10 protein-coding genes and 2 pseudogenes are annotated in these 13656 nt (G+C 60.5%); 3 read left to right on the forward strand and 9 right to left on the reverse strand.

Translation table 11 applies throughout. From position 1 onward, the window contains the following. The first annotated feature begins 76 nt into the window (after nucleotides 1-76). Nucleotides 77-2338, forward strand: coding sequence for a ParB/RepB/Spo0J family partition protein (locus AB6809_RS33555; protein WP_371028203.1), 2262 nt, complete (start codon nucleotides 77-79; stop codon nucleotides 2336-2338). A gap of 327 nt (nucleotides 2339-2665) precedes the next feature. Here the strand turns inward: AB6809_RS33555 and AB6809_RS33560 are convergent, their stop codons facing one another. The 3 genes from AB6809_RS33560 to AB6809_RS33570 are packed head-to-tail and all read right to left on the reverse strand — an operon-like array spanning nucleotide 2666 to nucleotide 4556. Further along, complete coding sequence (locus AB6809_RS33560) at nucleotides 2666-3397, reverse strand: hypothetical protein (RefSeq protein ID WP_371028204.1); 732 nt, start codon at nucleotides 3395-3397, stop codon at nucleotides 2666-2668. Continuing rightward, nucleotides 3390-4094, reverse strand: coding sequence for a P-loop NTPase (locus tag AB6809_RS33565; protein ID WP_371028205.1), 705 nt, complete (start codon nucleotides 4092-4094; stop codon nucleotides 3390-3392). Before AB6809_RS33565 ends, AB6809_RS33560 begins: the two co-directional genes overlap by 8 nt. A gap of 9 nt (nucleotides 4095-4103) precedes the next feature. After that, on the reverse strand, nucleotides 4104-4556 hold the full coding sequence (locus AB6809_RS33570; RefSeq protein WP_371028206.1) for a hypothetical protein: 453 nt from the start codon (nucleotides 4554-4556) through the stop codon (nucleotides 4104-4106). A gap of 915 nt (nucleotides 4557-5471) precedes the next feature. On the opposite strand from AB6809_RS33570, the gene AB6809_RS33575 reads away from it, so the two are divergent. Beyond that, entirely contained in the window at nucleotides 5472-5987 is a 516-nt protein-coding gene (locus AB6809_RS33575) for a hypothetical protein (protein ID WP_371028207.1), read from the forward strand. A 159-nt stretch (nucleotides 5988-6146) separates the two neighbouring features. Further along, entirely contained in the window at nucleotides 6147-6365 is a 219-nt protein-coding gene (locus AB6809_RS33580) for a hypothetical protein (RefSeq protein WP_371028208.1), read from the forward strand. Nucleotides 6366-6527: 162 nt separating this feature from the next. Here AB6809_RS33580 and AB6809_RS33585 read toward each other — a convergent pair whose 3' ends face one another. The 6 genes and pseudogenes from AB6809_RS33585 to AB6809_RS33610 all read right to left on the reverse strand — a co-directional run. Beyond that, entirely contained in the window at nucleotides 6528-6935 is a 408-nt protein-coding gene (locus AB6809_RS33585; protein WP_371028209.1) for a hypothetical protein, read from the reverse strand. A 278-nt stretch (nucleotides 6936-7213) separates the two neighbouring features. Next, nucleotides 7214-7733 (reverse strand): annotated as a pseudogene (locus AB6809_RS33590) (hypothetical protein); the annotation flags it as partial. 301 nt (nucleotides 7734-8034) lie between these two features. Next, on the reverse strand, nucleotides 8035-8442 hold the full coding sequence (locus AB6809_RS33595; RefSeq protein WP_371028210.1) for a hypothetical protein: 408 nt from the start codon (nucleotides 8440-8442) through the stop codon (nucleotides 8035-8037). Nucleotides 8443-8456: 14 nt separating this feature from the next. Beyond that, a pseudogene (locus AB6809_RS33600) lies at nucleotides 8457-11601 on the reverse strand (DUF637 domain-containing protein); the annotation flags it as partial. 112 nt (nucleotides 11602-11713) lie between these two features. Continuing rightward, a complete protein-coding gene (locus AB6809_RS33605) occupies nucleotides 11714-12160 on the reverse strand; it encodes a hypothetical protein (protein ID WP_371028211.1) in 447 nt (148 codons plus the stop codon). 1 nt (nucleotide 12161) lies between these two features. Next, nucleotides 12162-13656, reverse strand: a 1495-nt coding sequence (locus AB6809_RS33610; protein WP_371028212.1) for a DUF637 domain-containing protein, incomplete at its 5' end; no start/stop codon positions are given.

The following is a 13656-nucleotide window of genomic DNA, read 5'->3' on the forward strand; positions in this document are numbered from 1 at the left end:
TCCTTTCCGGGTCAAGTCCTGATGCGTACTGCCGCACCCGACCCGGAACCTTCTTACCAACCTTCTGGAGTCAGTCATGCAAGTCAAAGTTGAAACCGCCGTGGTAGAAACCACTGAAACCGCATCGCCGCTCGAAACCAGTTTCGGCAACGAGCAGCCCGTCATCACCGTGCCGTATTCCAGCCTGCGGCCCTCGCCACTCAACGCCCGCACCAAACCCCTTTCGGGTATTCCGGGCCTCGCCGCCAACATCCGCGCCAAGGGCCTTTTGCAGAATCTTGTCGTTCACGAAATGAAGGGCGGACGGACCAAACAGCGCCGCTATGGCGTCTGCGCGGGCCAGCGCCGCGAGGCCGCGCTCGACCTGCTGTTCGAGCAGAAGCACATCGCTGCCGACTATCCGGTACCGGTGCGCATCGTCAGCGAAGGCGACGCCCTCGCCATTTCGCTGATCGAGAACAGCGAACGTGAAGGACTCGACCCGTTCGACGTGCTGCGCGCGTACCGGATGCTGGCCGAGGAAGGGCGCAGCGTCGATTACATCGCCGCGCTCTTTTCCGCATCACCGCTCACCGTCAGGCGCCGCATGAAGCTCGCCAACGTGTCACCAAAGCTGCTCGCGCTGCTGCGCGAGGATGCGATCACGCTCGACCAGCTTGCGGCGCTCGCGCTCGCGGACGATCACGACACGCAGGAACGTATCTGGTTCGACGCGAACGACTGGCAACGCCAGCCCAACTATCTGCGACAGGCCATCACCCGTGACGAGATCGACGCGAGCCGCAGCCGGCTCGTGCGCTTCGTCAGCGTTACCGCCTACGAAGCAGCGGGCGGCTACGTTCGCCGCGATCTGTTCAGCGACGACGAAAACGCCGGGTACATTGCCGACGCCGAACTGTTGCAGAAGCTCGTCGCGCAGAAGCTCGACGCCGCCGCGGAGGAAGTGCGCGCAGAAGGATGGGGCTGGATTGAAACACGTGTCGAGCGCGACTTTCTCGAACTGAACCGCTATGGCAGGCTGCGTCCGGGCCAGCGTCCGTACACCGACGACGAACAGCAGCAGATGGACGCGCTCACCGCGCAGCAGGACGAACTCGCCGAAAAGCTCGAGGCGCTGCCGGAAGACGACGAAAGCGCCTACGAGGAAGCGGACCGCCTGAGCGACGAGATCGAGCGCGTCAATGCCGCCCTCATCGCGCTCGAAAGCGTCGCACTCGTATGGGACGAACAGCAGATGACTGGAGCCGGTGCGTTCGTCATCGTCGGACCGCAGGGCGAGCTCGTCATCGAGCGCGGCCTCGTGCGCCGCGAGAACGCCGATGCGCTCGAAGCCGCAGGTGCGAATATCACCGGCACGCCCGAAGCCGAAGCAGGCGAGACGGTGTCCGCAACAGTCCCGAAGGTCAAACCGGTCCACAACGCGAAGCTCTGCCAGCGCCTCACCGCGCATCGCACCGCCGCCATGCGCGCGGAACTCGCCGCACAGCCCGCCGTGGCGCTCGCCGCGCTGCTGCATCACCTGGTCCCGAAGGCGCTGCCCGGGCATTTCGGGCACACGTGCGCGCGTGACTTCCTCGCCCTGACCGGCACGAACAATCACGACAGTCTGCTGCGCGCCGCAGACGACCTGGAAACCAGCCCCGCATGGCACGCCATCGGGATGCAACGCGCGCGATGGATCAGGGAACTGCCCTCGAAACGGGCCGACCTGCTGCCCTGGCTCGTCAGGCAGGACCCCGGCACGACGCTGCTCGGTCTGCTCGCGTTCTGCACCGGCACCCTGCTTGACGGGATCGCGGGCGAGGAAAGGCCGCATGCAATCAACGCGCTCGCAGGCGCGCTGAACCTCGACATGACGGGGTACTGGACGCCCACCCGCGCCACGTATTTCGACCATGTCAGCAAGGCGCGCATTGCGGAAGTCGTCGCTGCAGCGGTATCGCCGACGGCCGCAGCCGACCTTAAAAAGATGAAGAAGGCCGACGCTGCAGCCGCCGCCGAACTGCGGCTCGCGAAAGTCGCTTGGGTACCCGAAATCTTTACCGACCGGGAAGTTCCTGCCGCACCCTCATGGGAGAGTCGCGACGATGACGAGGACCATGAGGATGAGGACGGCACCGACGGTGCGCACACCGCAGCCGATACGGAAGATACGCCGGAAGGCGAGGACGCCGACACGGAGCGCGGGGCCGGTCGCGGTACGGAACGGGTCAACGACACCCCGCCCGATGCACAGGACGCGCCCGTCGCCGCCGGTCCGCAGCCAGCATGGCCCTTCCCGACCGCTGACAGCATAGGCACCGTGAGCACCGCGCAGTCCGGCCCGCTCGCGGCGTAACCCACCGCCGCCCTGGCAACGGGGCAGCGCAGGCGAAGCGGCACCTCATCACGCCCTGCCGCCTGCGTCCACCCTGGACCGGAGAGTCCGTCATGGTCAACGATATCCGCATGGCCGTGTTCGCGACCAAAGCCGTGGGCTCGCCCGGTCTTTTCCTCACTGCCGTGGAGGCGACCGGCACGCAGTATCAGCACGGGAGCCATTAAGACATGGCATTGCTGCGCGCCCGCGATGGCGGTTACAGCACTCCGATGATTTGCCTTCGACCAGCACGGCGCGGCGGCTCGCATGCGCCGCCGCGCCGGCGGGTTCATCATGCTGCGCGATTCATTGCGGTCTGATGGAAGGCGATACCGACGAGGTATCGCCTGTTCCCGCAGACGGCAGGGCCTCTGCCCGAGCCCAATGGTGCCCTGCCCACCAGCCTGCCGCCCCGCCCGCACCTGCTGCCAGCATCATCACGACCAGTCCGCCCGCCACCAGGCCGTGGCACGCCCTCACGAACCGCCGCATGGCGACCTGCTCGAATGACCCGAGCGTCGCGTCGAGCCGGTGCCGTTGTTCACGGGCCGCGACCGCCGTCGCCGCCACAAGCCGGTTCCCGGCAACACGCGCAATCCGGTTCGCCGCCCGCTGCGTGAGCGCAGCAAGCGCTTCATCGTTGAGCGCAGCAAGCGCTGCCCGGTAGCGCGCCTCGTGCTCGGCAGTCAGCCTCTCCGCCAGCGTGATCGTTTCCTTGCAGCGTGCGAGCGCATCGCGATGCTGCGCCATCAGCGCCTGCGTGGCCGCCTGCGCCTCGGCGCGCGCCGCATCGACGCCGCCAGCACCCGCCTGCCGGACGCGCTCCGGTATCGCCTCGTAGAGCCGCACGTAGTATTCCAGCGCCGCCAGCACCGACCACAGTGCGTCGTTGTCACGCAGGTTCAGCGCCGCCGACACGCGGCGCATACGCAGCAGGGTCGTGTCGTCCGGCGGCTCGCCACTCACTTCAAGGAACAGCCGCGCGAGTGGATCAGGCGGGCGCGGGTACCGCTCCCGCCGCGTACGTCGCTCACGCATCGCCTGTCACCTGCGCGAACATCGCGTCATAGCACGACCGCCAGCGTAGCAGTTCCGCGCGCTGCCCGATGGGCAGTGTCTCAACCGCCTTGCGTACCGACAGCCGCTGGCTGCGCAGGTCATCCGCAACGCGGTCGGCCAGTTCCGGAAAATCCAGCGACCGGCCCTTCGCCTCGATAGTCTTGCGCAGCTTCGAATCGTGGTACAGCACGAAGCGTTCAGGCGTGCCGTAGTAGCCATTGCGCACGACATGTACCGTCGCATCCGGGAATGTTTCGCTGAACTGCCGCAGCAGTTCAAGACTGTCGCGCTGCCGGTTGATGACCCAGAACACGACGAGGCGCCGTCCGAGTTCATCAAGCGTATTGCCCAGTGTCGCGCCGTATCGCGTGACGCCGTCCTGATTGCGTGCCGCCGTGCTAACCACCACGACCGCATCGCGATGCGCGTCGCAGTAGTTCACCATGTCGATCCAGCCGCCCGCTGCGTCCAGATCGAATGATGCGCAATTGATTTCATCGTGCACCGCGCGCATCACGTCCGGGTTCGATGTATCGTTTTCCACCAGCACCGTGTTCACGCCCCGGCGTTGCAGGTGATCCACAAGCGCAAGCGCAACCACGCTCTTGCCGACACCGCCCTTGCCTCCGCCGACGAGATAGATGCGATTGACTGTCGTGTCGACTGTCGTGTTCATGGCGGCTTCCTACAGATCGTCGGTGTCGGGCCGGATCGCAAATCCGAGCGTGCCCTGCACCGGCATGGGTTGTCTGGTTACGGTCTTCCCCCCATCCTTGCGGACCTGATTCGCGCGCGGCGAAGCATCGGGCTGACGCACCGCTGCGCCGCCCGCCTGCACTGCCGCTCGCGCGCCCGACGTCGGGCGTGTGCCATTCCCGGCACCGCTGCCCTTCCCGGCTGCGCGCAGCGCGTAGCGGATCGTTCCCGCCGTGATGTCGATGCCGTGCGGTTTCGCCTGCTCCGCGATCTGCTCCAGTGTGTAGCCCTTCGCCTGCGCCGCGCGTACGCGTGCACGCATGTCTTTCATCGCATCGCGCACCGTGACGCCATGTTCAGCCTCGGGTTTTTCAGGTAGCGCATCGAGCGCGCGGGCGAACGCCTCCCATTGCGACTTTGTATAAACCCTCGCCACAGGCATGAGTCACCCTCCTGCGCTCACCGTCGCACACGCCATCAAGCACCACCGTCACACCATCCTGCGTACAGCGGGCACACGCGTCAACCACCTTTTTTCGCATGGCAAGAGCACATGGGAATGCCTGGGAAGCGACGGGAACCCGTGAGAACGAGCCACTTTTTCGCGCCTGTCGTACGCGCGCGACACATCCTCCCATACGCATCTCCGTTTACTTCTGACACGCACACTGTTCGACCGGCATCGTCCCGGTTACGCATGGACGTCGACCAACGGTACGCAGCATATGCACATCGAACAAGGGAACGAACTCGGGACGCACACAAGCGTAGCGCATCGAACATCAATGGTCAGTCACGCGCACAGCCTGCGACACCGTCAGCGGAGCTGATACGCACGCAGCCGTGCCGACCCTGAACACGTTACACGCGTGTCCATTCGCGAGACATGCACACAACGGTACGCACGGGTTACGCATCCTTCAACGCACAGGCATACGCGTGCCGTTTACTCTAGGAGGAAGACCTCTACGCAACGCCCTTGCTCACCCGTTCGCACATGATGGTGCGGGGCCTGAACGGACGTTTACGCGGCGACGGAAACCTCAACGCAAAACGTTTACGCGGGGCGACAAAATGCGCATTGAAAACACGGTATTGCAGGATAGGCTACCGCCGGTTTTGGGCGCCATAGCACGCACAGGTTTTCTCCACCGGTACGTCTACCTGGCGCGATAACGCCTAACCTCATTGCATGGAAATGCCCGAACCAGGCATGTCGGCGCGCCAGGGTCTGCGATGGTGCATGCGGGTGAACCGTCCACTGCTGCTTTCCACATGGAGATCGCCTAAAATCCGCTGAACCGGATCAATCTCAGTTCTCGCGATGGAATCGTGTCTCAACAGGAACTACGCCAGCATGAAATCCACCTCAGGAATCTGCCAACCTGATTCGATGCCCGTGGCGAACATATATCTGGAGAGCCTGGGGGTTCCACCCCTATCCGGGCACGCTCGCAACATCGTGGGTCTGAGCCAGGAAGCGACCTGCTACATTTCTGCGACGTACTTCCGTGAGGCCGACCCGTTCGCCGACTTTGTAGTTCACGAGGCAGCGCACGTCTTTCACAACTGTAGAAGATCAAAGGCCGGCTTGGGCGAGCACCGTCACAGCGACTACCTGCTCGACATCGACTATTCCATGCGCGAGACATTTGCGTGGGCTTGCGAGACCTGGAGCCGCATCAGTTCTCTGGCGACCAGCTCCAGCGAACGAAAAGCCCTGCTAAGCAAGCACGCCGAACAGGCCCCTCCCGCCGACGACAGAGTTGATCATGACGAATACCTTGATATCCTCTCAGACGCTGCCCGGGTACGAAATGGCTGGCAGCGGATTCTCACGCGGTGCGCGCCGACCCGACGCCACAAGGGCTGAGCGCGGCTGCACCTGGGTTGGTCCCAGCCGCAGGCCCAACTGACCGACACTACAACCACTGGTCGACGCGACCACCACCACGATGTTTCTAGGATCGACCCGGGGGTATGCCTGATGGCCGCACCCTCTTACGTCTACACCATCTCATGTGTCGCGAGGATGCTTGAAGAACCCGAGGACTGGCTGCAGGAACTTGCTCTGGTGAATCTGGGGCCGGAAGACGGATGTCTCGGTGTAATCGACAGTCTGGGTGGTGGCCCGAATGAAGTGGTCGCAATAACCGCTTTCACCGACGCCGGCATCGAAGCACTCAGGGAAGTAGCTGCGGATGCGAGACGAAGGCGAGAGGGGCCGATACAGCTACCCAAATATTTTTAATTACGCTTTCATTACAACTTCGACTTAGGAGCGGAGAAATCATGAGCCGCCTTCAAATTATCTATTTCGCATACTTCGTAATTCGCTGATCGTTCGTATTTCCAAGATTATGTGATTACGATTCTGATCTCCCGCACTGTCTCGAAGGCAGGGGCTATTGCATCAACGAGTTTTGTAACTGTGCGACGCCGGCGCCGTAGTCGATACAGGCGTCATCATGATGGGCGGCCTTGATCTCGTCGCGAGTGGACGTTTATCCTGCAAGCCGCGTTTGCCATTCCTATTTTTTGCGTAGCCCACCCTGAACCGACACCACTCAGGATAGGTGCCCACTACCTCAACGAAGTCGTCGAAATACTGCAACCCTAAGCCCGCAAGCTCTTTGATCAATCCATCAAGAGCTTCCTGGCCAAACGACGGCCCAAACGAGATCAACCGATCGTCACTGTCCAAAGGAGCATCCGCCTTCAAGGCAGCCAGCACTGCTTCAAGCGACACATTGCGCTCCCGCAGCGCGTCTTTCCTGATCACCAAACCATACTCAGGCGTAACGTCAATAAAGCCCATCATTCAATGCCCTGGAATCGTCACGCCTTTCGGGACAACAATCGTCGTGTTGTAGATCGGCATGCTCGTTATCGGTTGGAATATCTGCCCCCATTGTGCGTTGCCAGCCGTGCTGATCGCGGATTGAGGAACCGCCAAATTGATCTGCACCGGGCCTGTGCCCCATGTTGCGGAGCCCCCGGTGTCGTCACGTACACACGACCGCCCGCCCCAATTCCACTTGGGATCGCAGTGCCCTGGGTCGCAAGCCACTGACTCGCCTCATCAGGCGATACCCAGCGCGTAACCATTGACAGATTGGGCGCCTGAATCGTCGCCGCGATATTGCCGACGGGCTGCGGCGGATCGATGGTGCCGCCGGTGCTGGTATACGCGCTGCCGTACAGCGCCGTACATTCAGCTGGCGATCCACACGCCCAAACGTCGTGACGCTTGTCGCTGCTGAACATCCCCGTTTCCTGCACCCAATGCGAATGCCAGTAAGCGTTGAGCGTCTGCGCTTCGTTGACCACCGGGCCTGCCACTGCAATCGTCGCCGTATTTCCCGCTGCAATGAGGCCCCCGATGTTCGTCAGGCTGCCAGCGTTGATCTGCAGATTGTTGCCAGCGCTAATGACTGACGAGCTGCCTGACTGCTGATCGACGTAGCCTTCGCAGTAGCTTTCTTTGCAGCCGCCTGCCGTCATACAGCCCAAATACTGTTCTTGGAACCGTAGTTCTCGTGACCGGCATTGGTGGGGGCAGATTGTCGGTGATCGCGCCCGATACATTGAGCCTGATGTTGTTGCCCGCGATGATGTTGACGTGACGCCTTACGGAGATGGCCGAGCGTCGCGTCGTAGACGAATATCGCCTGTGAAGCCATGAACGCTCTGCGTGTCCACGAGCATCGTATTAAGGGCCTTAATTGCCTCGATCGGCTGCGATCTATGTGAAATACCTTGATCTGAATCGTCGCAGCACGCCGCCACAGCTACCGGGTGCGGCCACTCCCGCGATGGGGTTTTTGCACGACGAGTCCGGTTGGCGGCTCGGTAGCCCTTCAGCAAGCCCGCCATTTGACGCGTAGCAGCCCGTACGGCGGCGGAGACTACTTCTAGCGTCAATCAAACGCGATCTTGCACTCGTTCAGCGAAAACGTGCGCCCATCGGACACCACCAACTTATCACCTTCAATTTTAGCGAGGAGCACACTCAATGCTTTTGCACCTGCGTGGATGTCCTTACGCCAGCCCTCAGTATCGCCGTGGTAAGCGATTGCATGAAACAATTGCCCGTCCGGCAGCGCAATCGCACAGCCTCGCTCATTAACGCCACCGCTCTGGGCGTAAGGTGGAGTGGTGAATTCAGTAAGATTTCTAAACTGTTTCCGGAAATTATTTTTTCCGTCATCCGAGAAGTAAATGAACTCCGTGCCGTCTACGGCCACGGTTCCCGGAATCACTCGCGCGTCATCTCTCTCCAACTTGCCGCCCAAGATTTGCTCTAGCCTCTCCAACTGGCTGGTCATAATTTCCTTCCTGATCATTTGACCGGTGTAATCACGAACTTGAAATTCTTGATCCCGGCATCGTTGAATACCGTGGTGTAGTAAGCCGCGAGTTGGGGACTGTTGGTATGGTAGACCACGCCGCCATCGAAGCCAGCAGAATATTTCTGCGCTTGGGCAACCATATTCTGTTGCTCCGCTTGAGCCCATGGGGTCGCTCCATTGGGACTGTTTGGATTGCGCAGGGACGTGGACCAATTGTCTGCGAATTTGGCTTCTACTGCAGTAAGCTTCCCGTTGAGCATCGTTACGTCGTCAGCTACACCGCTAACGCGCTGACCATTCACGATAGCCGTGTATTGCCGATCCGCGAACGGGGTGTTGTTGTACATATCCTGCACGGCGCTCTCATAACTCTGTGCCTTGTCGATAGAACGATTTCCCGTTACCGAAACAGCATCTGTCGCGGGAAACTGGTTCGTACCCGACGTACCAGCGCTGTCAGTGTTATTGCCGCTTGATTGAATGGCATTACCCGGCGAACCGCCTGGCATCGCGACGCCGGGCCCTACAGGCACTGGGCCTTCTGGTGTCATAGCATAAGCAGGCGGGGTTACCACCGCACCGCCGGTCGCCGGAGGATGCCCGCCGTTGCTCGCATCCACTAGAGGATTCGCATCGGCAGGGGGTGTCCGGCCGTTCTGCGACTGAATCTGCCCAAGAACACCCTGCGCCGTCGAAGTTGCTGTGAAAGTGACCGCTTGGCCCATCGGATTTCCCGGCAGCCAGGGCGCAAGGGTGTACAGGAGGAGCAGCGTCTGTCCAGCCAGCCCGCCGTTCTTCACGGCTGTTGCCGTATGGGCCGCGCTTCCTGCGTCGTTGTTCAGCGCTTCGTTTTGGCCAGCCGTCGCGCCACCTAACGCGTTTTGCCCGGCCATGCCTGCGAGCCCACCGCCAGCAAGTGTCCCGAATGCCGCCAATGCCGCCAATTGCCCCGAATCCAGGGCTGCACCTGTGGGATCAATCGCCTTGATGAAGTCCGGGCTCAACGCCGCGCTTGCGGCTGCGCCGATGGCACCACCGCCACACCCCGTCCCCAGCGCGGCTGAGCCTGCACACCCCAATGCCGCGTGTGCAGCGATGTAAGCCAACTCTGCAGACGTGCCAGTCCCGAAGAAATTCGCGTTATTCAGATCACCAATCGCGTATGCACCTGCTGCAGACAAATCACTTACTGCGCTGCTTTGCAAATTGTTGAGAAAGCTGCCCCCTTCGATTGCAGTCTCGACACCCGCATTGATCGTAGCCGTCGCCCCCAGTGCTGCAAGTTGCCCAGGGAGATTGGTAGCTGCGACCGAGCCAGCTTGCGTGACCTGTCCCAGTGAATTACCGATATTGCTGATGCCTGCCAGTTGACCCAGCGTACTCACGCCCTTCGGTAGCGTGTTCAAGCCTTGACCCAAGTCATTGAGCCCAAACTCACCGGTCGCGCTGTTGTAGGTAATGCCATTCGTGATACCGGCAGTGAGCGCGCCGACCGCCCCCGCTTCCAGGATCGAACCAAAATTCAAACCTTGCCCGGAGGCCAGTTGGCTTGCAGCACTTCCCGCCATGGCGGACAGAGCGCCAACAACCATCGACTCGCCCAGCGTCATGCTGGCCAGTGCGACCCCCATTGCCGCAGCAGCGGCGCCCGCCGTCACAATCGACGCAGCAATCGCAATCGCCGCAACCACAAACGTCGGTAGCCCACCACCGTCTTTCACGAAGTCGGTATGGATGTTGTCGCTAACCGTGGTCTGCGTGAAGTTGGTGCCGAGTTGCACCTGCAACTGCGCGAGCAGCGCCTGCGTGCCTGCCTGGTCTACCGTACCGTCCGCATTGAGTTGCTGCAGCGCGCCACCGATCTGGTTGAGCGTCTGAACGTTCAGGTCCATGTTCGCCGCGCTCATGAAGCCGCCCGGCTGAACCGTTGTTCCTGTTTCGTCGATGTATCCGCCCTTCACCTTGCTCCAGATTTGGCCAATGTCGACCTGGTTCGCCTGGTTCGTGAGCGTGTTCGTGTTAACCGTCAGCGTGTCGGAGGCGGTGATGCTTCCGGTGTTCAGGATGCTGCCGTTACCATCCTGGTTGAAATTGAGCGTGACGTTTGTGCCCTGGATATTGCCGCCCGCCGACATCGCGCTCGTGTCACTCGGCAGATAGAGCTGCGGCATCAGCGCTGTAATGGCCGGACAAGTCACATGACCAACCGCCGTGCACGACGGATCGGGCACAGTCTGCTCGACGTACCACAGCATCGGCTTGTCGAGTTCACTGACCTGCGTCTGCGTCAGCGCGTCGCCCAGTTGCAGATTGTTCGCCTTCGCGTAATCCAGCGCGTTCTGGTACAGATAGGCCTTCTCCTGCTCCGTCACCGACGTGCCCGTCTTGCTGTCGTAGCTCAGTCCATCGATGAAGCTGGCCTTGCCAGTCTGCTGCAACGCCGCCTGTTGCAGCACCAGGTCTTCTTCTTGCGGGTTGTAGTAGAACAGTGCCGAGCCCGGCTGCAGGTTCGCAGGCAGATTGTCGAGCAGCGCCTGAGGGCTGAGACCGCCGACCGCCGATGCGCCCAGCGACTGGTCAACATATGACGCCTGGCCAGCCACGGGTTTCGGAATCGCGGCACCAACCTGACGCGGCGTCGACAGATTCAGACCCGGCATATTCACCGGGCTCAGCGAAATTACCTGGGACGGCGCATTCACGCGCGGTGTGTAGGTGTTCGCGGTCGTGATGCCGTTGATGAGCTTCTGGCCGGTCAGCGTCACCGACGTTCCGATGACATTGCCGACGTTCTGGATGACGCCGTTCGACGTGATGGAGAGATTTGGCGCCTCGATCGTCGCAGCGATATTGCCGACCGGCGTTGGCGGATCAATCGTGCCGCCCGTGTTTGTGTAGGCACTACCGTACAGCGCCGTGCATTCTTCGGGACTACCACACGCCCAGACATCGTGACGCTTGTCCGGGCTAAAGTCGCCGGTCTCCTGCACCCAGTGAGAATGCCAGTAGGCGTTCAGCGTTTGGGCTTAGTTGATAACTGGTCGGGCCACAGAAATGGTCGCGCTATTCCCGGCCGCGATCAGGCTACTGATGCACTCGACGTTTCTTTGATTGATCAAGCAGATTGTCGCCGGCGTTGGTGATTGGCGAATTGCCGGACTACCAGGTGAACGGTGCAATCCGCGCTGTTCGATGACAAATACAAGGAAGAGAGGGCCACTCCCGGACCCTCTTTTCAGGACTTCCGCTAAAACGTGACTGTCCTGCCTGTCTCATCGCACCAAACGAAATACCATTTTTCGAACCAGACAGGATCGAATCCTTGCTCTTTTGTGTTGAAGGCTGGAACAGTTTCGCTGGGCCACTTCGCATCGATCATTTGCACCACCCCATTAGGACTGGGATCAGTCGGCTGTCGAAGTCCATTGACCACCACGTCGCATGGACCGAAGGGTTCGTCTCCGAACATAAGGGGGGAATTTTCATCGACCCCGTCCCGCACCCATCCTTCACCCAAAAACCGCAAACGGCCTTGTTGCATCAAAGTGTGGATACAACATAGAAACAGTTCCTTTGCTTCTGCCGCGTTGCAAGTCGGTCGACGAGCACACACTTCTTCGTAGAGGTGGGCTATCGATTGCAGGCCCTCGCATCGAGATGCGATCAAATGAAGTTCTTCGTTCGTTATCAACATGTCATAAGCCTCTAAGCTTAATTTCTTTTACCCCTCCCGGCAAAGAACCACTCGGCCCCTGCAATGTCCATTCGGGTATTCCGGTCTGAGCCGAGGTCGTGGAGAACGGTCGCAATGTGTACGTTTGACCAACTGCGTTTGTTGCTTGATAGAGTGTACCTCCGGAGACTTCTCGTGCAACAACTGCTGCCCCCCCACTCAAATTTTGTAGCAACGAGAAAGCCGATGTTTGGGGGTCGTCCACATTTGTCGCTGCAGTGGAGCCGGAAGGATTGATCTGCAGCGGATATTGGGTACCCGCGAACTCGAACGTACCTGTTTTTCCTGAAATCGTCAGCGACGTTTCACCAATTGGCATGCCGAGACTGTTCGTCGCACTGGTTGCAGCCCCAATAGGAACTGCTGTACGGCTTCCTGTCGTCGTCGGCAATACGTTGCTCGGCCTACCTGCGCCCAGCATCGGCCCATCGCCACCGCCACTAAACGCCATCGAACCGATCGCTGCCGATATCAACGCACCGACGTTATTCGACGACTGTACGCCAGCGTTAATACCAGCATTGTAGGCGGCGAGTTTCGCACCGGTGATGTTTAAGCGTTCAGTCGGCGACAGATTAGGATCGTTTTCCGCGACCGTGAGTCCGGCGAGCGTATCGACGAGGTCTTGCTTGTTAAGAGGTGTGCCATTGGCCAGTTGCGTCACAAAATCATAACCATGATTCATCAGGTTCCGAGTCTTGTCGGCCATGGTGTTGTTCAACACCTCGTTCTCAGCACCTGAAACCGCGCCCAAAACATTTTGCCCCGCCATACCTGCGGCGGCGCCGCCAAGAAGGGTGGCAGCGCCTGCCGTCAACGCGTTAAGTACAGAGTTGTCATAGATAGTCGTCTGAGCAGTCGATCCATCAAAGTACTGGGTCGACATGATTTTTTCCGACCCGTCATACAATGCGTCTCGCACAACGGGAGCGATAATGGCGCTTGCAGCCCCACCGATCGCCCCACCAGCGCATCCGTTGCCCTCGGCAGCCGACAGCGCGCACCCGAGCCCGGCATGCGCCAGCACGTAGCCTGGACTCTTCTCCGCAAGGACCGAATCCTTATCAGTTGATGCTGCACCAATCACAGCAGCACCGATGGCGCCCACGTCGCTGATCACGCTATTTTCGAGAGCATTTCCGAAGCTCCCACCATAGACAGCAGTGCTAACGCCAGCATTCACGAGCCCTCGCTCTCCAATTGACACTAGAGCCTGCCCTACATCAGCCATAGTGGCCGTGCCGTTGGCAATTTTGCTGCCGATCTGCTGGAGCCCTTGCGAGCCTGCGCCCAACGCCGAAAAAGCCCCTGCGGTCAGCGCCCCAACCACGCCTGCCTCGAGCATGCTGCCGAAGCTGAGCCCGTTTCCGGAGGCAAGCTGGGTTCTGTTGCAATAGCGGAGGCTGGTATGCTGCGGGACCTTGCAGAATGATGTGAACGACAATGAGAGCGCTGAG

This window comes from Paraburkholderia sp. RCC_158, assembly GCF_041355255.1.
Lineage (GTDB): Bacteria > Pseudomonadota > Gammaproteobacteria > Burkholderiales > Burkholderiaceae > Paraburkholderia > Paraburkholderia graminis.

Coding starts and splice junctions, on each gene's coding strand:
- AB6809_RS33555 (WP_371028203.1), top strand. CDS start 77: ATGCAAGTCAAAGTTGAAACCGCCGTGGTAGAAACCACTGAAACCGCA.
- AB6809_RS33560 (WP_371028204.1), bottom strand. CDS start 3,397: ATGCGTGAGCGACGTACGCGGCGGGAGCGGTACCCGCGCCCGCCTGAT.
- AB6809_RS33565 (WP_371028205.1), bottom strand. CDS start 4,094: ATGAACACGACAGTCGACACGACAGTCAATCGCATCTATCTCGTCGGC.
- AB6809_RS33570 (WP_371028206.1), bottom strand. CDS start 4,556: ATGCCTGTGGCGAGGGTTTATACAAAGTCGCAATGGGAGGCGTTCGCC.
- AB6809_RS33575 (WP_371028207.1), top strand. CDS start 5,472: ATGAAATCCACCTCAGGAATCTGCCAACCTGATTCGATGCCCGTGGCG.
- AB6809_RS33580 (WP_371028208.1), top strand. CDS start 6,147: ATGCTTGAAGAACCCGAGGACTGGCTGCAGGAACTTGCTCTGGTGAAT.
- AB6809_RS33585 (WP_371028209.1), bottom strand. CDS start 6,935: ATGATGGGCTTTATTGACGTTACGCCTGAGTATGGTTTGGTGATCAGG.
- AB6809_RS33595 (WP_371028210.1), bottom strand. CDS start 8,442: ATGACCAGCCAGTTGGAGAGGCTAGAGCAAATCTTGGGCGGCAAGTTG.
- AB6809_RS33605 (WP_371028211.1), bottom strand. CDS start 12,160: ATGTTGATAACGAACGAAGAACTTCATTTGATCGCATCTCGATGCGAG.